The sequence below is a fragment of the Mesorhizobium sp. 128a genome, assembly GCF_053848025.1.
Genome location: NZ_JBSPKY010000005.1, coordinates 1 through 19,571, shown reverse-complemented (window position 1 = coordinate 19,571; position 19,571 = coordinate 1). Strand labels below are relative to the sequence as shown.

Sequence of the window (19,571 nt, the reverse complement as noted above, 5' to 3'; positions counted from 1 at the left end):
GATCAGAGTCTGGGTGGCCGCCTGAGGTCAAGGGTCATCGGGAAGTCTTCAGAGGCTTCTTCGTTGCGCAGCACATAGGCCGACGGCGTGTGGCCGCGCGGCTCGAAGCGCGCGAGCCGCCGCGCCTCGGCCTCATTGCCGTTGACCGGGAAGGTGTCGTAGCTGCGCCCGCCGGGATGCGCGACATGGTAGACGCAGCCGCCAACAGCCCGCCCCGACCAGCGGTCGTAGATGTCGAAGACCAGCGGCGTATTGACCGGCAGCGCCGGATGCAGGCCCGACGCCGGCTGCCAGGCCTTGAAGCGCACGCCCGCCACCGCGACCTCGCGATTGTCGGTCACCTTCATTGGCACGACGCGGCCGTTGCAGACGATCGCATGACGTTCCGGGTTTAGGCCTTCGGTCCTGACCTGCAGCCGTTCGACCGAGGAATCGACGAACCGCACCGTGCCGCCGATGGCGCCCTGCTCGCCCATCACGTGCCACGGCTCCAGCGCCTGCCGCAGTTCCAGCTTGATGCCGGCATGTTGCACCTCGCCGCAGAAGGGAAAGCGGAATTCCAGCTGCGCGTCGAACCATTCGGGACGGAACTCGAAGCCGTTGAGCTTGAGGTCGTCGAGCACGTCGAGGAAATCCGCCCAGACATAATGCGGCAGCATGAAACGATCATGCAGCGACGTGCCCCAGCGCACGAAGCGTCCGTCGAGCGGGTTTTTCCACGCACGGGCAATGATCGCCCTGACAAGCAGTTGCTGCGCCAGCGACATGCGCGCATTGGGCGGCATCTCGAAGCCGCGGAACTCGACCAGGCCGAGCCGGCCGGTCGGGCCATCCGGCGAGAACAGCTTGTCGATGCAGATTTCCGAGCGGTGCGTGTTGCCAGTGACGTCGGTGAGCAGATTGCGGAACAGCCGGTCGACCAGCCATGGCAAGGGTGCATTGCCCTGGTCGGGGTGCGGCACCTGCGCCATCGCGATTTCGAGCTCGTAGAGCGAATCGTGGCGCGCCTCGTCGAAGCGCGGCGCCTGGCTGGTCGGGCCGATGAACAGGCCGGAGAACAGATAGGAAAGCGACGGCCGCCGCTGCCATTGAAGCACCAGGCTCTTCAACAAATCAGGCCGGCGCAGGAACGGGCTGTCATTCGGCGTCGCGCCACCGACGACGACATGGTTGCCGCCGCCGGTACCGGTGTGGCGGCCATCTATCATGAACTTGTCGGCGCCAAGCCGCGTCTGCCGCGCCTCTTCGTAAATCGCCGTCGTCGTCGCCACACAGTCTTGCCAATTCGAAGCCGGATGGATGTTGACCTCGATGACACCGGGATCGGGCGCCACGCGGATGACGTTGAGGCGCGGATCGTGCGGCGGCCCATAGCCTTCGATATGCACGGGCAAGCCGATCGCCTTGGCCGCGTTTTCGGCGGCTGCCACCAGTTCGAGATAATCTTCCAGCGCCTCGACCGGCGGCATGAACACGCAGAGCCGCCCGTCGCGCGGCTCGACCGAAAGTGCGGTGCGCACCGCGCCGCCGATCTCGGTGATCTCCTGCTCGACCCGGTCCTGCTGGCCGGTCGTCGCGGTGAACGAAATCGCCTGCTGGCGGCGCGCCATTTCGTCGGCGCCTTCCAGTTCTGCCGGAGCCGTTTCTGGCAGTATTGCTTCACGCGCCGGCAGCGGTCCGCGCGGCAGTGACGGATCGACCGGCACAATGTAGGGGAACTGCGCCGGCGGCACATAGGGCAGCGTGCCCAGCGGCAAGCGGTAGCCAACCGGTGAATCGCCGGGCACCAGGAACAGCCGGCCGCGCCTTGTCTTCCATTTCTCCGAACGCCAACGCGGCTCTGAAGCCGAAGCCTGGCTGTTCCAGCGCTGCACCGGCAGCACATAGCCCGACGGCTTGGTCAGCCCGCGCTCGAAGACTTTCGTCATGCGGCTGCGCTCTTCCGGGTCTTCCAGCTTGGAATTGGACGGGTCGACATTGTCCGGCAGCTTGCCTTCCTTGAGTAGCCATTCGGCCGGGTCTTCATAGGCTTCGCTGACCATGCCTTTATCGATGCCGAGTTCGCCGGCGATTGCCGTCAGCAGGCTTTCGGCCTGCTGCGGTCCGACCTTCGCGTCGCTCTTTTCGCGCGCGATCAGCGACGGATCGCTCCACACCGGCTGGCCGTCGGTGCGCCAGTAGAGGGAGAAGGTCCAGCGCGGCAGGCTTTCGCCCGGATACCATTTGCCCTGGCCGTAGTGCAAAAAACCGCCCGGGGCGAAACGTTCGCGCAGCTTTCTGATCAGCGCATCCGCCTTTTCGCGTTTGGTCGGGCCGACGGCGGCGGTGTTCCATTCCGCCGACTCGAAATCGTCGATGGAGACGAAGGTCGGCTCGCCGCCCATGGTCAGCCGCACGTCGCCGGCCTGCAGCGCGGCGTCGACCTTGTTGCCCAGCGCATCCAGCGCCTGCCAGCTTTCGTCGGAAAACGGCTTGGTGATGCGCGGATGCTCGGCAATGCGGTCGACCCGCATGTCGAAGCCGAACTCGACATTGGCAAAGCTCGCCATGCCCGAGATGGGAGCCGCATTGCGGAAATGCGGCGTCGCCGCCAGCGGCACATGGCTTTCGCCAGTGAGCAGGCCCGAGGTCGGGTCGAAGCCGATCCAGCCGGCGCCTGGCAGATAGACCTCGCACCACGCATGCAGGTCGGTGAAATCAACCGCGGTTCCGGCTGGACCATCGAGCGCCACAAGGTCGGGCTTGAGCTGGATCAGATAGCCGGAGACGAAACGTGCGGCGATTCCGAGGTTGCGCAGGATTTGCACCAACAGCCAGCTCGAATCGCGGCACGAGCCTTTCTTCGCGGCCAGCGTCTCCTCTGGCGAGAACACGCCGGTCTCCATGCGCACAATATAGCCGATCTCGCGCTGCAGCCGCGCGTTGAGATCGACGAGGAAATTGACGGTGTTAGGCGCACTGCGGTCGATGGTTGCGAGGAAGGCCGACAGCAGCGGCCCGGCCGGTTCAGGCGTCCTGTAGATGGCGAGATCGTCGCGGATTTCTTCGGGGTATTCGAACGGGAAGGTCTCGGCCGACGGCTCGACGAAGAAATCGAACGGATTGTAGACCGTCATGTCGGCGACGAGGTCGACCTCGATCTTCAGTTCCGTCACCGGCTCCGGGAAGACGAAGCGGGCGAGGAAATTCCCGTAGGGATCCTGCTGCAGATTGACGAAGTGGTTGGCTGGTCCGACCTTGAGCGAATGGCTGAGCACCTTGGTGCGGGAATGCGGCGCCGGCTGCAGCCTGATGACCTGTGGGCCGAGAACCACCGGCCGGTCATATTTGTAGTGGGTCAGATGGTAGACGGCTGCCAGAATTGCCATGGGGCCTCGAAGTTCGGTGTTTTAGCAGCCGAACCCTGACACATCTGCTGGCCAATCTCCAAGCACAGATGTTGCGGTGCACCTAATTTAAGCAGCGGAAGCCGGCTCAGAAGAAGGCTTGTATCCCCGTCTGCGCCCGTCCAAGGATCAGTGCGTGCACGTCATGCGTGCCTTCATAGGTGTTGACCGTCTCCAGATTCTGCGCGTGGCGCATGACGTGGTAGCCGATCTGGATGCCGTTGCCGCCATGCATGTCGCGGGCCTGGCGGGCGATGTCGAGCGCCTTGCCGCAATTGTTGCGCTTGACGATCGAGATCATCTCGGGCGCCATCTTGCCCTCGTCCATCAGCCGGCCAACGCGCAACGAGCCCTGGAGGCCGAGCGCGATCTCGGTCTGCATATCGGCGAGCTTCTTCTGGAACAGTTGCGTGCCGGCGAGCGGTTTGCCGAACTGCTTGCGGTCGAGGCCGTACTGACGCGCGCGGTGCCAGCAATCCTCAGCCGCGCCCATCGCACCCCAGGAAATGCCGTAGCGCGCCCGGTTGAGGCAGCCGAACGGGCCGCCGAGGCCCCTGGCATTGGGCAGCAAAGCGTCTTCGCCAACCTCGACGCCTTCTATCACCACCTCGCCGGTGATCGACGCACGCAGCGACAGTTTGCCGCCGATCTTCGGCGCCGACAGCCCCTTCATGCCCTTTTCCAGCACGAAGCCGCGGATATCATCCTTGCCGTTCTCGCCCTTCAGCTTCGCCCAGACGACGAACACATCGGCAATCGGCGCATTGGAAATCCACATCTTCGACCCGGAAATCTTGTAGCCGTTCGCCGTCTTCTCGGCCCGCGTCTTCATACCGCCGGGATCGGAGCCGGCATCCGGCTCGGTCAGGCCGAAGCAGCCGATCCATTCGCCCGACGCCAGTTTCGGCAGATATTTCTTGCGCTGCGCCTCCGAGCCATAGGCATGGATCGGATACATCACCAGCGACGACTGCACCGACATCATCGAGCGATAGCCGGAATCGACCCGCTCGACCTCTCGCGCCACCAGTCCGTAAGTGACGTAGTTAGCGCCGAGCCCGCCATATTCCTCCGGGATGGTGATGCCGAGGAGGCCGGCCTCGCCCATCTCGCGAAAAATGCCGGCATCGGTCTTTTCCTCGAGATAGGCTTCTTCGATACGCGGTGCGAGCTTGTCGGCGGCGAACGCCGCCGCGCCATCCCGCACCATGCGCTCATCCTCGGAAAGCTGGTTCTCGATCAGGAAGGGGTCTTCCCAGACGAACGCGTTCTTGTCGGCGGCCATGGCTCGGTCTCTCCCAAATGCATGTCGCCCAAAAGTGTTCAGCGGTCTTGGGACAACGACATGCGCAAAGAAAAATCTTGATTGCCCGGGCTTATCCGCCTCCGCCTTGAAAAAATCAAACGAAATTGCTTCGCCGATCGATGAGCTGTAGTAATGGATTATGAACGTCCAGCGTCGCCTTTTGCCGAGCACCAGCGCCCTTGCAGCCTTCGAGGCGGTGGCCCGCCTCGGCTCCTTTACCGCCGCCGCCCAGGAACTCGACCTGACCCAAGGCGCCGTCAGCAGGCAGATTAAGCTTATGGAAGAGCAGTTCGGCCGAAAGTTGTTCGAGCGTGACAGCCGTAATGTCCGGCTGTCGGCGGCAGGCGAAGTCTACGCCGAAGCGGTGCGCGCCGCCCTCGGCCAATTGCGCGATGCCGCACTTGGATTGATGAGTAATCGGCATAGCGGCATGCTGAACCTTGCCATACTGCCAACCTTCGGCACGCGCTGGCTGATGCCCCTGATCCCGGATTTCGTTGAAAACAATCCAGACATCACCATTAATTTCGTCACCCGCATCGGCCGCTTCGACTTCGCCCGAGAGCGGCTCGACGCCGCCATTCATCACGGCCAACCGGACTGGCCGGATGCCGACTCGACGCTGCTGATGCGTGAAACCGTGATGCCGGTGGTTTCCCCCGAGTTCCTGGCCAGCCGCGACATCGCCACGGCAGCCGATATCAGCCGCCTGCCGCTGCTGCACATGGCAACACGCCCCGGCGCCTGGAGCGAATGGTTCGAAGCGCAAGGTCTCAGCGCGCCGAGCGGGCCCGGCATGCAGTTCGAGCAATTCGGCACCGTCGCCCAGGCCTGCATGGCCGGGCTTGGCGTCGCGCTGCTGCCGCAGGTTCTCATTGCCGGCGAGCTGCAGCGCGGTCAGCTCGTGCCGACACCGGGACAGCCGATGCAAAGCCGCAGCGCCTACTATCTCGTCGTCCCGCACGACAAGCGCGGCCACCTGCCGGTCGCCAGCTTTCGCGACTGGCTGCTGGGCCAGGTGGAGAAGGAGCCGGCTGTTCTGGCGTGGTAGCTACTTCCGCTTCAGCGCATCGGCCAGTGCTGCGCCGAACGCGCCTTGCTGGGCTGGCCGTTCCGGCTGACGCTGCGGCGCCGGCGAGCGTGGCGCCGGCCTGCCGCCGCCATTGTCGCGCGGCCCTTTCGATGCACCGCCCTCGCCGCCGTCCTTGCGCATGGACAGCGCAATGCGCTTGCGCTTGATGTCGACATCGACGACGCGCACCTTCACGACGTCGCCGGCCTTCACCACCTCATGCGCGTCCTTGATGAAACGGTCGGCCAGTTGCGAGACGTGCACCAGCCCGTCCTGGTGGACGCCGATATCGACGAAAGCGCCGAAGGCGGCGACGTTGGTGACGGTGCCTTCGAGCAGCATGCCGGGCTTCAGATCCTTGATGTCATCGACGCCGTCGGCGAAGGTGGCCGTCTTGAAACCGGGACGCGGATCGCGGCCGGGCTTTTCCAGCTCGGCAATGATGTCGCGCACCGTCGGCAGACCGAAACGCTCATCGACGAAGACGCGTGGGTCGAGTGCCTTGAGCGCGGCGCTGTCGCCCATCAGCTCGCGCACATCGCGGCCGCAAGCGGCGACGATCTTCTTGGCCACGCCATAGGCTTCCGGATGCACCGACGAGGCATCGAGCGGCTCGCTGCCATTGGCAATGCGCAGGAAGCCGGCGGATTGTTCGAACGCGCGCGGTCCGAGCCGCGCCACCTTCAGCAGCTCCTTGCGGCTGGCGAACGGTCCGGTCGCATCGCGATGCGCGACGATGGCGTCGGCGAGCGATGCGCCAAGGCCGGATACGCGCGCCAAAAGCGGCGCCGAAGCGGTGTTGAGATCGACGCCAACCGCATTGACAGCGTCCTCGACCACCGCTTCCAGCGAGCGGCCCAGCCGGTATTGGTCGACATCGTGCTGGTATTGGCCGACGCCGATCGACTTCGGTTCGATCTTGACCAGTTCGGCGAGCGGATCCTGCAGACGCCTTGCGATCGACACCGCGCCGCGCAGCGACACGTCGAGGCCGGGGAATTCTGCTGCAGCCGTCGCGGAAGCCGAATAGACCGAAGCGCCGGCTTCGCTGACAATCACCTTGAGCGGCTTCGGCCCGCCATCCGAAGGCATGTCGGACAGCATGTCGGCGACCAGTTTCTCGGTCTCCCGGCTGCCGGTGCCGTTGCCGATCGAGATCAGCTCGATCTTGTGCAAGCGGATCAGCTTGGCCAGTTCCGCCTGCGTGCCGCGCACATCGTTCCTCGGCGGAAACGGATACACCGTCGTCGTCGTCAGCACCTTGCCGGTGCCGTCGACCACCGCGACCTTGACGCCGGTGCGGATGCCCGGGTCGAGCCCCATGGTTGGCCGCGATCCGGCGGGTGCTGCCAGCAGCAAATCCCTGAGGTTGCGGGCAAAGACGTGGATCGCCTCTTCCTCCGCCCGTTCGCGCAGGTCGCGCATCAGATCGAGCGTCAGGTGCAGCGACAGTTTTATGCGCCAGGTCCAGCCTGCAACCTCCATCAGCCAGCGATCGCCCGGCAGGCTGCTTCCGATGGTATAGGCACTGGCGATCATCCGCTCGACCGGCTTCACCGGCGACGCATCGTCGGCGTCGACCTCGATGTCGAGGGACAAGACCTCTTCGTTGCGGCCGCGCAGCATCGCCAGCGCGCGATGGCTCGGCACATTGGCCCAGCGCTCGACGTGGTCGAAATAGTCGGAGAATTTCGCGCCGGCCTCCTGCTTGCCGTCGACGACGCGGGCGCGCATGAAGGCGCGCTCCTTCATGTAGCTGCGCAGTTTGCCGACCAGATCGGCATTCTCAGCGAACTGTTCCGACAGGATGTCGCGCGCGCCTTCGAGCGCTGCCTTGGCGTCGGCCACCTCTTCGGTGACATAGGCAAGCGCCGCCTCGGCAGGCACCAGCGAACGGTTGGCAAGGATCGCCTCGGCCAGCGGCCCCAGCCCGCGCTCCCGGGCGATCTCGGCCTTGGTGCGGCGCTTGGGCTTATAGGGCAGATAGATGTCTTCCACCTCCGCCTTGGTGGTGGCGGCGACGATCTTGGCTTCAAGCTCCTCGGTCAGCTTGCCCTGGTCGCGGATGGAACCGAGGATGGTGTCGCGGCGTGCATCGAGCTCGCGCAGATAGGCCAGCCGCTCGGCAAGGTCGCGCAATTGCGTGTCGTCGAGCCCGCCGGTGACCTCCTTGCGGTAACGCGCCACGAACGGCACGGTCGCGCCCTCATCGAGCAGGCCGATCGCCGCAGCCGCCTGTTCGGGCCGCGCGCCGATCTCGGCAGCGATGATGGCTGCGATGCGCTTGATGTCTGATGCCATGTCGTTCCTGCTCCAGGCAATTCCAGGAAAAGTGTGAAACGGTTTTCGATCGGGAATTGCGTCAACCACTCTTGTCGAAAAGAGCGGCGACCATAGGCGCTGATATCAGCCACGCCAACCGCAGCGTTCTCAAGCGTCAACGAGGTCCACAGGAAAGCGCCATGCTTTCGTCGGGTCAGACCATACGGCTCAGCGCTTCAAAGAGGGCAACGATCTCGCGTTCGAGTGCCTGGTCCTCGGGCACCGGCTGCGACCCCATTTTTGCAATCACCACTTCCGCCTTCGGATTGACGTAGAGCCATTGGCCATGGATGCCTATGCCGCAGAAGGCGCCGCTTTCGTGACCCGTCTGGTACCATTTGTTGCGGTAACGTCCCTTCGGGAACAACGGCACCATTGTGCCGCGCTGCCAGGCCTTGGCACTGCCGCCGGTGACAGTTGTGTCACGCACCCAGTCCTCCGGCACGATGCGCCGACCATTGGCCGTTCCGCCCTGCCGCATCATCTCACCGATCCGCGCTAGGTCGCGCGGCGTCACCGAGATGCCGCCGGCGGTGCGCGCCGTGCCTTCCATATCGACGCCGATCGAGGCTTCGCTGACGGCGCCGAGCGGCAGCCACAGTCTCTCGCGCATCAGGTCGGGGAAACGCTGTCCCGAAGCGCGCTCGAGCAGGATGCCGAGGAGATCGGAATTGGGCGAGCGATAGCGGAAGGTTTCGCCATGCGGTTCGGCCAGCCGCTGCAAGGTCAGGATGAATTCGCGCAGGCTTTCCGTGCCGCCGCCCGGATTCCACAGCGTCGCCCGGCGATAACGGGCAAAGGCGCTTTCGGGATCGAGATAGGCCTCCTCGAAATCGAGGCTGACGCTCATGTCGAGCACATGCCGGCAGCTCGCATCGCCATAGGCCGAGCCGGCGGCTTCCTTGATATACTGGGTCACTGGCGCTTGCGGATCGAACACGCCCTCGCCTTCCAGTATGCCGGCGATGATGGCGGTGATCGATTTGCTGATCGAAAAGACGATGTGGCGGGCGCCGAAATCCATATGCGGCGCGAACCAGTCACCGATGATCTTGCCGCCCTTCATCACAGTCAGCGCGTCGCTGCTCGAACGCGTCAGGAATTGGGTCACCGTCTCCGGCGCGCCGGCAATCGAAACCTTTTCGCCGAGCAGCTCGCCGAGATCCCGCGCCGGTGCATCGACGCTTCCCGGTGTCGCCGCCATGGGGGCGGTCGGCACCATCTCGCCGAGGTTCTGGAACGACCACCGGTTGAACGGATTTTCGCGCCAGTTGGAAAGCAGCACCTCGTTGCGGCGAAAGCCGTAGCGGGTCTCGAACGCGGTCTTGCCGGTCATGGACGTTTCCTCAAGGGATGGTTTGCTGGGGATCAGCCCAGCGCCTCGGCTATGGCGTGCACCGCCTTCAGCGTCGCCACGGAGTAGGCAACATTGCTGAAATCCGGATAGGTCGAAAGCTTGACCACGACCATGCTGGTGTCCCAGTCGATATGGATCATTTGCCCGAACACGCCCCGGCACATCAGTGCACGGGAGCGAGGATCCTCGATCCAGAACTGGTTGCGATAGCTGCCTTCCGGCAGGCTCGGATTGAAGTCCGGCCCATGCCTGCCGTTGCGCGTCGCCTCGATCCAGTCGGCGGGCACGATGCCGCGGCCCTTGTCGAGGATCAGCTGGCCGAAGCGGGCGTAGTCGCGCAGTGTCGCGTTGAAGCCGCCATCGGCCAGCGCATAGCCGGCGCTGTCGACGGTGAAGCAGGCGCTTTCGTCGGCACCGAGCTTCTGCCACAGCTCCTCGGACACCAGCTGAGCCAGCCGTTTGCCGGTCGCCCGTTCCATGATGAAGGCCAGCACATCGGTCTCGATCGAGCGGTACTCGAACGCCGCACCATGTGGCCGCACCTTGTCTTTCAGCCGCAGGATCAGTTCGAACAGATGCGACGGCCATTGGAAATCCGGATCGCTGTCCGGCGGCACCGGCTTCCAGCCGGTGGCGACATCGACCTGGCCGATATCCGAATAGCGATCGGTATATTCCTCGGAAAAGCGCACGCCGGTGGTCATGTCGAGCACATGCTGCACGCTGGCGCCGGCCCAGCCGGTCTCGCCGAGTTCCGGCAGATAGGCGGTCACCGGTTTGGCCGGATCGATCAGCCCACGCCCGACCAGTATGCCGAACACTGTGCCGGTTATCGACTTCGCCATCGACTGCGACAAGTGCAGCGTGCGCTCGTCCATGCCGTTGAAATAGCGCTCATAGGCGATCCGGCCGTGCTTCAGGACGAGAAAGCCATCCGCATAGGTTTCGTCGAGCAGACCGGCAAGCGTTGTCGGGCGGCCCTCGCTGTCCTCCACCGGCAGCGCGTCGAGATCTCTCTCTGCGCGCTCGAAACGGTGGCGATGGCCATTACCGCGCCAGACCTCGATGGTCGGAAGGAATTCGCGGATGTGCTGGAAGGCCCAGCGGTTCCAGGGCGGCCGGTCCCAATCCAACCTCGGCGGCACCAATTGCGGCGGCGAGCCCTGCATGATCGGTGGCCGCGGATCGCTGTTGCGATAAGAGTCCATGAAAGCAATTCCAAAGGAAAGGCCCGGCGGCGCATGCCACCGGGCCAGTCAGACTGCCGTTACTTCTGCAGTTCGGTCCAGATCTTGGTGTAGATGTCCTGGGTCTCAGGCGCGCACATCTTCTGGAATTCGCCCTTTGCCTTCGCAGCCTCCGGAATGACGACTTCCGGCGCATCCTTCATATCGGCCGGCATGTACTTGTCCGAGCCGGTGATGGCGTTGGCGTAGCGGTGGAAAGCCGAGAGGCCGGCCGCGTTTTCCGGATCCATGATGAAGTTCTGGAACAGTTTGGCGTTCTCGACGTTCTTGGCCTCCTTCAGAACGACGACGTTATCGCTCCACAGGCCGTAGCCTTCCTTCGGATAGTTGTAATGGATGGCCGAATTGGCCAGCCGCTGGCGCAGCGCCGAACCATTCCAGTCGCTGGTCGCCTTGAAGTCGCCCGCGCCCATTTTCTCGATGGTGTTGTATTCCATGGCGATCCAGTTCGGCTTGGCTGCGACAAGCGTATCGCGCACCTTCTTCAGCACCGCCTTGTCGTCCGTGCACTGCTGGCCGCCGACATATTTGATCGCCGCGAAGATAACGTCATTCATCTCGGGAACGACATTGACCTTGCCCTTCAACTCGTCCGGCGTGTTGAAGACGATACCCCACGTGTCGGCCGGCCCCTTGTAGGCATCGGTGTTGACGACGACGCCGATCGTGCCCCAGGCCCATGGCACGGAATATTTGCGGCCCGGATCGAACTCAGGATTGGCCCATTCCGGCGCGACGTTCTTGAAATTCTCCATCTTGCCCGGATCGGTCTCCTGCACGAGTCCTTCCTTGATCCAGATCGGCACGTAGGTCTGCGACGGAACCGCAATGTCGAAGCCGGTGCCGCCCTGGCGCACCTTGGCGAGCGCCGTATCGTTGGAATCGTAATCGGTGATGGTGACCTTCACGTTGTATTTGGCTTCGAACTTCTTGATCACGTCGGGGCTGGTGTAGTTGCCCCAATTGTAGATGTTCAACTCGCCATCGGCGCGGGCCAGGCCCGTCGTTGCGAGCAGCGCCAACCCCATGGCGGCTGTCGTTGTTTTCCAGTTCATGGTTTTAACTCCCATTTGTAGGTTCAGTCTTGTTTCCTGCTGACAAAGAAAAACAACGTGACGATCGCAACCGAAAGCAGCAGGAAGGCGGTCGATATCGCGTTGATCTCAGGTGTGATGCCGCGGCGGATCTGGCCGAGCATGTAGGTGGGCAGCGTGTCCTGGCCGCCCGACTTGACGAACTCGGTGATGACGACGTCGTCTAGCGAGATGACGAAGGCCAGCATCAGTCCGGCCAGGATGCCGGGCCACAAAAGCGGCAGCGTGATGCGGCGGAAGGTCTTCCACGGCGTCGCGTAGAGATCGGCCGCGGCGCGCTCAAGCGTCAGGTCCATGTTCTCCAGGCGCGCCCGGATCGGCAGATAGGCGAACGGAATGCAGAACGCCGTATGCGCGGCTATCAGATAGCCGAGGCCGGAATAGCCGGTGAAGATCTTGATGCGCGAGAAGAAGATCAGCAGCGCCACGCCGGTGACGATCTCGGGCACCATCAGCGGCTGGTTGATCGCCGCATATTTGAAGGTCAGGCCGGGATAAGGCGCCGTGCGCGTGGTGGCGAGCGCGGCCATGGTGGCAAAGATGGTCGACAGCACCGCCGCGACGGCGCCGATCTGGAACGAGCGCAGCGTCGCGTCGATGACCTGCACGTTCTGCCACGCCGACTGGAACCATCGCATCGAAAAGCCGCCCCATTCGGACGTCGAGTTCGCCGCGTTGAAGGCGTAGGCGACCAGCACGATGATCGGCAGATAGAGCACGATGAAACACGTCGCGGCGATCGCCGTGAAGCCGGTCTGGTGCTTGATGGAAAAGTTCTTAGCCATGCCGCACCCCCGACTTGCCGGCATTGCGCACATAGGCAAGCAGCGCCACCATGACGATGATCATCACGGTGATCGAGAGCGCCGAGCCGAGCGGCCAGTTGCGGCCTTGGCCGAACTGCAATTCGATCAGGTTGGACAGCATCATGTTCTTGCCGCCGCCAAGCACGCTCGGCGTCACATAGGCGCCGAGCGCCGGAATGAAGACCAGGATGGAACCGGCGATGACGCCGGGTTTGACCAGCGGGAAGATGATCTTGCGCAGCACCTTGAAGCGGGTCGCGTAGAGATCGTAGCCCGCCTCGACCAGCCGGAAATCGAGCTTCTCCATGCTGGCATAGATCGGCAGCACCATCAGCGGCAGGTAGACATAGGCCATGCCGATCAGGATCGCGGTGTCGGTGTAGAGGATCTGCACCGGCGCCGAGACGATGCCGAGCTTGAGCAGAATGGTGTTGATGATGCCTTCGTTGCGGATGATCTGCAGCACGGCGAAGGTACGGATCAGAAGGTTGGTCCAGAACGGAATGGTGATCAGGAACAGCCAGAGATCCCTGGTCTTCTCACTGCGCGTCGCCATGAAATAGGCGGTGGGAAACCCGAGCGCCAAAGTGGCGATGGTCGTCACCACCGCAAGCTTGATCGAGCGCCAGAAAATGGTGACATGCGCCGCCGCAAGCGAAAGCGTGTCGTCGAAAATGTCGCGCTCCATAAACACCGACAGCCAGGCATCGGGTGAAAATTGCCACTTCACATCGCCATAGGAGCCGGGCGTCAGGAACGAGTAGATCAGCACGATCAGCAAGGGGCCGGTCGCGGCGAGAAAAATGACCAGCAATGCTGGCGCTGACAGCAGCCAGCGGTCGCGGACGTCACGCCGCTCCGCTGCCTTGGCGACTTCTTCCGCGGTCGCCATGATCAGTCCTTCAGCACTTGCGCGGCGTCGTTGCCGATCGCGATGCCGACCTGGCCGCCCTGCACGATGCCGTCGCTGGCGCCGCGGCTGTTCTGACGCCGCACGATGAAGGGTTCGCCACCTGCAAGGCGCAGGTGAAAGTGCGTGTCGGTACCGAGATAGACGATGTTCTCGACGGTGCCGGACAGCGAAGCGCTCGGGCTGGCTGCCCCTAGCTGCGCATGCTCGGGACGCACGACGATCGTGACCTTGCCACTGGGGCTGAAGCCTTCCGGTAGCGAGGCCGGGATTTGCACGCCAGAGGACAGCTTCACCGTCGCCCGGCCACCAGTCGCGCCGACCACGTCCGCCTTGAGGAAATTCGACTCGCCGATGAAATCCGCGACGAAGCGCTCGGCCGGACGGTCGTAGATGTCGCGCGGCGAGCCGACCTGCAGGATCTTGCCAGACGACATCACGGCGATGCGGTCCGACATGGTCAGCGCTTCTTCCTGGTCATGGGTGACGAAGATGAAGGTGATGCCGGTCTCGTGCTGCAGCCGCTTCAACTCGATCTGCATTTCCTTGCGCAGCTTGTAGTCGAGCGCCGAGAGCGGCTCGTCGAGCAACAGCACCTTGGGCTGTGGCGCCAGCGCCCGGGCGAGTGCCACGCGCTGCTGCTGGCCGCCGGAGATCTGGCTGGTGCGGCGACCCGCCAGCGCCTCCATCTTGACCAGCTTGAGCATCTCGCCGACGCGTGCCGTGATCTCGGCCTTCGGCTTGCCCAGCATTTCGAGGCCAAAGCCGATATTGTCGGCGACGGTCATGTGCGGGAACAGCGCGTAGGACTGGAAGACGGTGTTGACCGGCCGCTTGAAGGGTGGCAGCGGCGCAATGTCCTGGCCGTAAAGCAGGATTTCGCCGGCGGTTGGAAAGTCGAAGCCGGCAATCAGCCTCAGCAACGTGGTCTTGCCGCAGCCGGATGGTCCCAGCAGCGTGAAGAACTCGTTCTCGCGGATGGATACCGAGACCGTGTCGAGGGCAGCGACCTGCCCTTCTCCTGATCCGAAAATTTTGCTGACGTTTACGACTTCAATTGCATTCCGATCCGGTTTGTCCGGCACGATACGCCTCACTGTTGACCCCGCTCTTTTCGGCGGAGTTTTTCCCCTGTTCGATGTGACCACACGGCCGGTAGGTTGGCAAGTCCGGCCTTGAACCACAGTTCAGTCAGTCAATTCGCCTTGCAAGCCGCAAGCTTCGCAAGCCGCATGCCATTCTCAGGCCTGGTAGGTGACCTTGCCACCGCAGACCGTCGTCACCGGGCGCACTTTGTGCAATTCGGCCGGCGCCGTCTTCTCGATATCAGCCGACAAAACCACCAGATCCGCCATATAGCCCGGCTTCAGCACGCCTTTGCGATGCTCGGCGAATTCGGCATAGGCGCCTTCTACCGTGTAGGCGGCAAGCGCCTCCTGCAGCGAGAAACTCTGGTCCGGATCGGCTTCTGCCCACGGTTTGCGCAGCATTGCCGCCTGGATGCCCAGGATCGGGTCGATCACCGCCACCGGCCAGTCCGACGCGAACACGACATGCGCGCCCGCATCCTTCAGCGTGCGCCAGGCATAGCTCAGCGGCCAGCGGGCCGGCCCGATGCGCGATATGGTCGGCTCCAGCGGAAAATCCATGGCGCCGGGCGGATGCGGCGGCTGCATCGAGGCGATGACGCCGAGTTCGGCGAAACGCGGCACATCAGCTTCAGTGGTGACCTCGATATGCTCGACCCGGTGCCGACTATCGCGCTTGCCGTTGGCCTTCTGCGCCGCTTGGTAACCGTCGAGCACCGCGCGTACCGCGCCATCGCCGATCGAGTGCACGGCGATCTGCAGTCCGCGCTTGTCGATGGCGACCGCCAGGTCGATGAATTGCTGCGGCGTGAACAGCGGCTCGCCCACCCAGTCGGGACGGTCCGCATAGGGCTCGACCATGACTGCGGTCCAGGAGTCGAGCACGCCGTCATAAAACACTTTGACCATGCCCGATGACAGCCACTCGCTGTCGTAGCGCTCGGCCATCACGGAGGCCTTGTCGAGCATGTCGAGCGTCATGAAATTCTTGTAGTGGAACGGGATTTTGACGCGGCAGGGCAAGCCTTCCTCGGCCTCGATCTCGGAAAGCAATTCGAGCTGGTAGAGATTGCCGTCCATGTTCTGGATCGAGGTGATGCCGTGGCGCGCGCACCAGGCAAGCCCGCGCCGCATGATGTCGCGGTCGGCGGCGCGCCCGACGGCCGACGGCATCGGATCGGGCTCACCGCCGGTCGACAGCCCCAGCCGCACCCGGCTCTCGCCGGCAAGGTCGAGCACCGGACCGAACGCCTCCCCCTCGCGCAATTCACCAGCGGCCAGGCCATCCTCGCCCATGACGATCTCATTGCCCGGACCGAGCGTACGCCCCTGCAGAATGCCGGCCATCTCCAGCGCTTTGGTGTTGGCCCACATCGTGTGATGGTCGGGCGCTGCCATGCAGAAAGGGCGATCCGGCAGAATGGCGTCGAGATGATGGCGCGTCACTCGCTCGGCGCCGAGCACGGTATAATCGACGCCCTGCCCGACCAGCATCTTCGCCTCGGGCCGCGTCGAGGCATAGTCGCGGATCGCCTTCTGCAGCGCCTCGAAGCCGTGGATGCCGCCAAGCTGAAGATGCGCGAGCTCGGCCCCTCCCGAAAACAGATGCATGTGGGCTTCGATGAAGCCTGGGATCACCGAGCCGCCCATGGCGTCGATGGTCTTTGTGGCTGGTCCCTTGAGCGCTTCAATGGCGGCGCGGCTGCCGATGGCGATGATGGCGCCGTCCTTGACGGCAATGGCCTCGGCGGCGGGATTGTCATCGTCCATGGTCTGTACGCGACCATTGATGACGATCAGATCAGCACCCGCACCCGTGACAGACATCGCGACTCCGCGCTTTTGACGACTGACTGAGACCGGCAACCCTCTTGTCCGACAACCTTCACTCCGCTGGAGCGGCGCTATCGGGCGAAAACTGATGCCCAGTGCGCTGCTTTGAATTTCCCCTTGTGATCTCCGAAAACAGCGTGGATAAAAGAATGCGACTAATTATTCGCGTTTGTCAACGTGCCGAATTTCGAATGTATTGTGGATAGCGTTGAGACCGGGTGGGAGGACGTCGAGCCGTGAAACGCAGTCTCAGCCGCGAAACCAGGATGGCGCTCGAACCGCGCAAGCAGCCGCGGCAGGAACGTTCGAGCAAGGTGGTCGACCGGATTCTCGACGCGGCGCTGACCTTGACACGGGAACAAGGAACCAAGACGCCGACGACGCTCGCCATTGCACAGCGCGCCGGCCTGTCGGTCGGTTCGCTCTACCAGTACTTTCCCAACAAGGAAGCCATTCTTCTCGACCTCGCCCGGCGCTGGCTGTCATCCTTTCCCGAGGTGATCGCCAGGCGCATCGAGGTCACTCCGCCCACCAACCGCGACGAGTTCCGACAGGAAGTGCGCAAGCTCTTCATCGATACATCAAGGATTTATCTCGAAAACGCCACCCTGATGCCGGTGATCGAAGCCATCTCCGGCAATGCCGATCTGAGACCCATCCAGGACGAATATGACGAGCAGATCATCGCGCTGTACGCCGCATGGCTGCAGCATGTGAACCCGGCGCTTGAAGACAAGATCGCCAGTCGGCTCGGCGTGCTGATGATGGATGTCGGGCACGCTTGCCGGCTCGTAGGTTTGAAACGGGATCGCAAGACATACGACCTCATCGAGGATGATGTGGAAAGAATGTGGCTCGCTCTGGTGACCCCCTATCTCAACCTTGACTGATTTCACACTTCGAGAGGAACTTCATGAAGACTGTCTATTCCCCGCTCCACGCCGGCCATGCCGGCCAGATGGAGCTGGTCACATCGGCCATCGTGCCGGGTTTCGAAAAGCCATCGCGGGCCGAGTTCATCAAGGCGCGGGTCGAGAGCGAGAAGCTGGGGCCGATCATCGGACCGGTCGAGCATGATCTCGCTGCGGCCAAGCGCATTCACAAGACCGACTACATCGACTTCCTGCCGACGGTCTGGCCGCGATGGACGGCAGAGGGCCACAAGGGCACGGCGATGCCCTTCACCTGGCCGACGCGCGGCCTGCGCGCCGACGTACCGCCGCAGCGCGTCGATGCCTTGCTCGGCTACTACTCCTTCGACGCCGGCGCCACCTTCGTCGAAGGCACATGGACCGCGATCAAGTCGTCCTATGACGTCGCGTTGACCGCGGCGGCTCTGGTCAAGGGTGGTGAGCGGTCCGCCTTCGCGCTCTGCCGTCCGCCAGGCCATCACGCCGGCGCTGGCTTCATGGGCGGCTATTGCTTCATCAACAACGCCGCCGTTGCCGCCCAATGGTTCCTCGACCAGGGCGCCAGCCGTGTATCTATCCTCGACGTCGACTACCACCATGGCAATGGCACGCAGGAAATCTTCTATGACCGCGCCGACGTGCAGGTGCTCAATTTGCATGGCGACCCGATGGTCGAATACCCGTTCTTCCTCGGCCATGCTGACGAGCGCGGCGCGGGCGTCGGCGAAGGTTTCAACATCAACTATCCCATGCCCTTCGGCACCGACTGGGACGCCTGGAGTGCCTCGCTGGAAGACGCTTGCGCCAGGCTCGCCGCTTACGCGCCCGATATCGTCATCGTCTCGCTCGGCGTCGACACCTTCGAGAAGGATCCGATCAGCCAGTTCAAGCTGAAAAGCCCGGACTATCCGAAGATCGGCCATCACATCGCCAAGCTCGGCCTGCCGACGCTGTTCGTCATGGAAGGCGGCTATGCCGTCGAGGAGATCGGCATCAACGCCGTCGGCGTGCTGACGGGTTTTGAGGATCGATAGGGATAAGGGACCTTTTAGAGTCGCTTCTCGTTCGACAGGCGGCGTGTCTTACTGCTTGTCGGACGGTGCCGCAGTCGAAGTCCCTGGGGCCAAAAGCAGCTTATGCTTGGCCGGCATCAGAATCCGGCGGGAGATGGAAGCCGCCAGTCAACAAACGACTTATTGCGGACATTTGCTAAACTCCATTGGTCGCATTCTTGGCTTCTTAGACTGCAGATCGTACCCTTAGCAGGGGAAGTGGCGTCGTAGGCATGTAGGACCGAGAAAAAATGAAATTTAGCTTGGACGCATTTGAGAGCGGACGTGACGAATTTCTAGACGATAACCACAAGGCTCAGTTTGCGGCTAATCCGCAATATGACGAGGTCTACATTCGATGGAAAAAGCTGTTCGCGAAAGCCGATGCAGAAGATCTGAGAGCAATCCGGTCCGTAGGCCGCGTTCAGATTTGGTGTGACATTACCCGTGCGGCGATAAATTCCGTTGTGCAAATATCTGACATAAAAGAACTTCATCTACTAGGAATTGCAGGGTCCGGTCGTTTAGTCGGCTTTAGGGAGGCCGAAAGCCTCGAGGATTTTAGCTGTCAATGGGGCGTCAGCAGCAGCGATTTGTTTGAGATCGCACAGCTTCCAACTCTCAGAAAACTGACTGCGCACTCTGCACATGTCACGAAAGACTCGCTCGCTGCGCTCCTCAGCAATCCCTCGCTGACGGAACTAGACTTTGAAGAGTCAAACTTCACCGACGATTTTGCGCAGATGGTCTCTGAGTCGAAGATCATCACAAATTTGGAGCTAGGTAGCACAGATGTCACCAAGGAAGGACTTCGGGCTATCTGTTCAATGTCTCAACTACGTTGGCTCGACATATGGTCGACGAAGATCGCAGAGCACGATCTGGACGTGCTGACCCAGCTTCCGAACCTAGAGTATTTGTCCATAGGGGGTCACGACGAGCAGACATCCTTCACAGCAGCAGGAACCTTACCATTGCTATATGGCATGCCTGCTTTGAAAGCCGTTTGGTTGGACGGATTGCATGTTACTCGACGAGAATGGGACGAACTCAACGAGCGATTTGAAAAAGTCTGGGTGTCCTCGGTTCTAGGGTCTAGACCTTAATGTCCGCTTTCCATCGGTGGGTTCAACCGGTCATCGCAACACGCTTTAATCTGAGAGGATGAGGAGGTGTTGCATGGTGAC

At 62.6% G+C, this 19,571-nt stretch carries 14 protein-coding genes; 4 read left to right on the top strand and 10 right to left on the bottom strand.

The genetic code is table 11. From position 1 onward, the window contains the following. Window positions 1-2: 2 nt before the first annotated feature. Together ACWTU9_RS10870 and ACWTU9_RS10865 are read right to left on the bottom strand one after the other, a co-directional pair. Window positions 3-3,368 (bottom strand): transglutaminase family protein, encoded by a 3,366-nt coding sequence (locus ACWTU9_RS10870; protein ID WP_455858298.1) that lies wholly within the window; start codon window positions 3,366-3,368, stop codon window positions 3-5. 106 nt (window positions 3,369-3,474) lie between these two features. Further along, on the bottom strand, window positions 3,475-4,671 hold the full coding sequence (locus ACWTU9_RS10865; protein WP_455858297.1) for an acyl-CoA dehydrogenase: 1,197 nt from the start codon (window positions 4,669-4,671) through the stop codon (window positions 3,475-3,477). A gap of 160 nt (window positions 4,672-4,831) precedes the next feature. Between ACWTU9_RS10865 and ACWTU9_RS10860 the strand changes: the two genes are divergently transcribed. Then, window positions 4,832-5,743 (top strand): LysR family transcriptional regulator, encoded by a 912-nt coding sequence (locus ACWTU9_RS10860; protein ID WP_455858296.1) that lies wholly within the window; start codon window positions 4,832-4,834, stop codon window positions 5,741-5,743. On the opposite strand, the gene ACWTU9_RS10855 is transcribed toward ACWTU9_RS10860, so the two are convergent. The 8 genes from ACWTU9_RS10855 to ACWTU9_RS10820 all read right to left on the bottom strand — a co-directional run bounded on the left by ACWTU9_RS10855 (window position 5,744) and on the right by ACWTU9_RS10820 (window position 16,415). After that, window positions 5,744-8,065: a Tex family protein gene (locus ACWTU9_RS10855; protein ID WP_455858295.1), complete on the bottom strand. Its 2,322-nt coding sequence runs from the start codon at window positions 8,063-8,065 to the stop codon at window positions 5,744-5,746. A 175-nt stretch (window positions 8,066-8,240) separates the two neighbouring features. Further along, window positions 8,241-9,422 (bottom strand): serine hydrolase domain-containing protein, encoded by a 1,182-nt coding sequence (locus ACWTU9_RS10850; RefSeq protein WP_455858294.1) that lies wholly within the window; start codon window positions 9,420-9,422, stop codon window positions 8,241-8,243. Window positions 9,423-9,454: 32 nt separating this feature from the next. Next, window positions 9,455-10,651: a serine hydrolase domain-containing protein gene (locus ACWTU9_RS10845; protein WP_455858293.1), complete on the bottom strand. Its 1,197-nt coding sequence runs from the start codon at window positions 10,649-10,651 to the stop codon at window positions 9,455-9,457. A 59-nt stretch (window positions 10,652-10,710) separates the two neighbouring features. Then, the gene (locus ACWTU9_RS10840) at window positions 10,711-11,745 is read right to left on the bottom strand and encodes an ABC transporter substrate-binding protein (RefSeq protein ID WP_454585726.1); all 1,035 of its coding nucleotides are present in this window, start codon (window positions 11,743-11,745) and stop codon (window positions 10,711-10,713) included. Window positions 11,746-11,768: 23 nt separating this feature from the next. Next, on the bottom strand, window positions 11,769-12,569 hold the full coding sequence (locus tag ACWTU9_RS10835; protein WP_455858292.1) for an ABC transporter permease: 801 nt from the start codon (window positions 12,567-12,569) through the stop codon (window positions 11,769-11,771). Continuing rightward, window positions 12,562-13,482, bottom strand: coding sequence for an ABC transporter permease (locus tag ACWTU9_RS10830; protein WP_455858291.1), 921 nt, complete (start codon window positions 13,480-13,482; stop codon window positions 12,562-12,564). The genes ACWTU9_RS10835 and ACWTU9_RS10830 overlap by 8 nt, the downstream gene beginning before the upstream one ends. 2 nt (window positions 13,483-13,484) lie before the next feature. Next, window positions 13,485-14,585 carry an ABC transporter ATP-binding protein gene (locus tag ACWTU9_RS10825; RefSeq protein ID WP_455858290.1) on the bottom strand — a complete coding sequence of 367 codons (1,101 nt, stop codon included), beginning with the start codon at window positions 14,583-14,585 and terminating at the stop codon, window positions 13,485-13,487. 156 nt (window positions 14,586-14,741) lie between these two features. Beyond that, on the bottom strand, window positions 14,742-16,415 hold the full coding sequence (locus ACWTU9_RS10820; RefSeq protein ID WP_455858289.1) for an amidohydrolase: 1,674 nt from the start codon (window positions 16,413-16,415) through the stop codon (window positions 14,742-14,744). Between the two features lie 242 nt (window positions 16,416-16,657). On the opposite strand from ACWTU9_RS10820, the gene ACWTU9_RS10815 reads away from it, so the two are divergent. From ACWTU9_RS10815 to ACWTU9_RS10805, 3 genes are all read left to right on the top strand, one after another. Continuing rightward, window positions 16,658-17,311 (top strand): TetR/AcrR family transcriptional regulator, encoded by a 654-nt coding sequence (locus ACWTU9_RS10815; RefSeq protein ID WP_455858288.1) that lies wholly within the window; start codon window positions 16,658-16,660, stop codon window positions 17,309-17,311. A 23-nt stretch (window positions 17,312-17,334) separates the two neighbouring features. Continuing rightward, window positions 17,335-18,366, top strand: coding sequence for a histone deacetylase family protein (locus ACWTU9_RS10810; protein WP_455858287.1), 1,032 nt, complete (start codon window positions 17,335-17,337; stop codon window positions 18,364-18,366). A 269-nt stretch (window positions 18,367-18,635) separates the two neighbouring features. Continuing rightward, entirely contained in the window at window positions 18,636-19,490 is an 855-nt protein-coding gene (locus ACWTU9_RS10805) for a hypothetical protein (protein ID WP_455858286.1), read from the top strand. Window positions 19,491-19,571 lie beyond the last annotated feature (81 nt).

What these genes read in the sequence shown, in the direction of transcription:
- ACWTU9_RS10810 (WP_455858287.1), top strand. Translation starts at nt 17,335, where the DNA reads ATGAAGACTGTCTATTCCCCGCTCCACGCCGGCCATGCCGGCCAGATG.
- ACWTU9_RS10835 (WP_455858292.1), bottom strand. Translation starts at nt 12,569, where the DNA reads ATGGCTAAGAACTTTTCCATCAAGCACCAGACCGGCTTCACGGCGATC.
- ACWTU9_RS10805 (WP_455858286.1), top strand. Translation starts at nt 18,636, where the DNA reads ATGAAATTTAGCTTGGACGCATTTGAGAGCGGACGTGACGAATTTCTA.
- ACWTU9_RS10820 (WP_455858289.1), bottom strand. Translation starts at nt 16,415, where the DNA reads ATGTCTGTCACGGGTGCGGGTGCTGATCTGATCGTCATCAATGGTCGC.
- ACWTU9_RS10840 (WP_454585726.1), bottom strand. Translation starts at nt 11,745, where the DNA reads ATGAACTGGAAAACAACGACAGCCGCCATGGGGTTGGCGCTGCTCGCA.
- ACWTU9_RS10850 (WP_455858294.1), bottom strand. Translation starts at nt 9,422, where the DNA reads ATGACCGGCAAGACCGCGTTCGAGACCCGCTACGGCTTTCGCCGCAAC.
- ACWTU9_RS10830 (WP_455858291.1), bottom strand. Translation starts at nt 13,482, where the DNA reads ATGGCGACCGCGGAAGAAGTCGCCAAGGCAGCGGAGCGGCGTGACGTC.
- ACWTU9_RS10845 (WP_455858293.1), bottom strand. Translation starts at nt 10,651, where the DNA reads ATGGACTCTTATCGCAACAGCGATCCGCGGCCACCGATCATGCAGGGC.
- ACWTU9_RS10870 (WP_455858298.1), bottom strand. Translation starts at nt 3,368, where the DNA reads ATGGCAATTCTGGCAGCCGTCTACCATCTGACCCACTACAAATATGAC.
- ACWTU9_RS10855 (WP_455858295.1), bottom strand. Translation starts at nt 8,065, where the DNA reads ATGGCATCAGACATCAAGCGCATCGCAGCCATCATCGCTGCCGAGATC.
- ACWTU9_RS10860 (WP_455858296.1), top strand. Translation starts at nt 4,832, where the DNA reads ATGAACGTCCAGCGTCGCCTTTTGCCGAGCACCAGCGCCCTTGCAGCC.
- ACWTU9_RS10865 (WP_455858297.1), bottom strand. Translation starts at nt 4,671, where the DNA reads ATGGCCGCCGACAAGAACGCGTTCGTCTGGGAAGACCCCTTCCTGATC.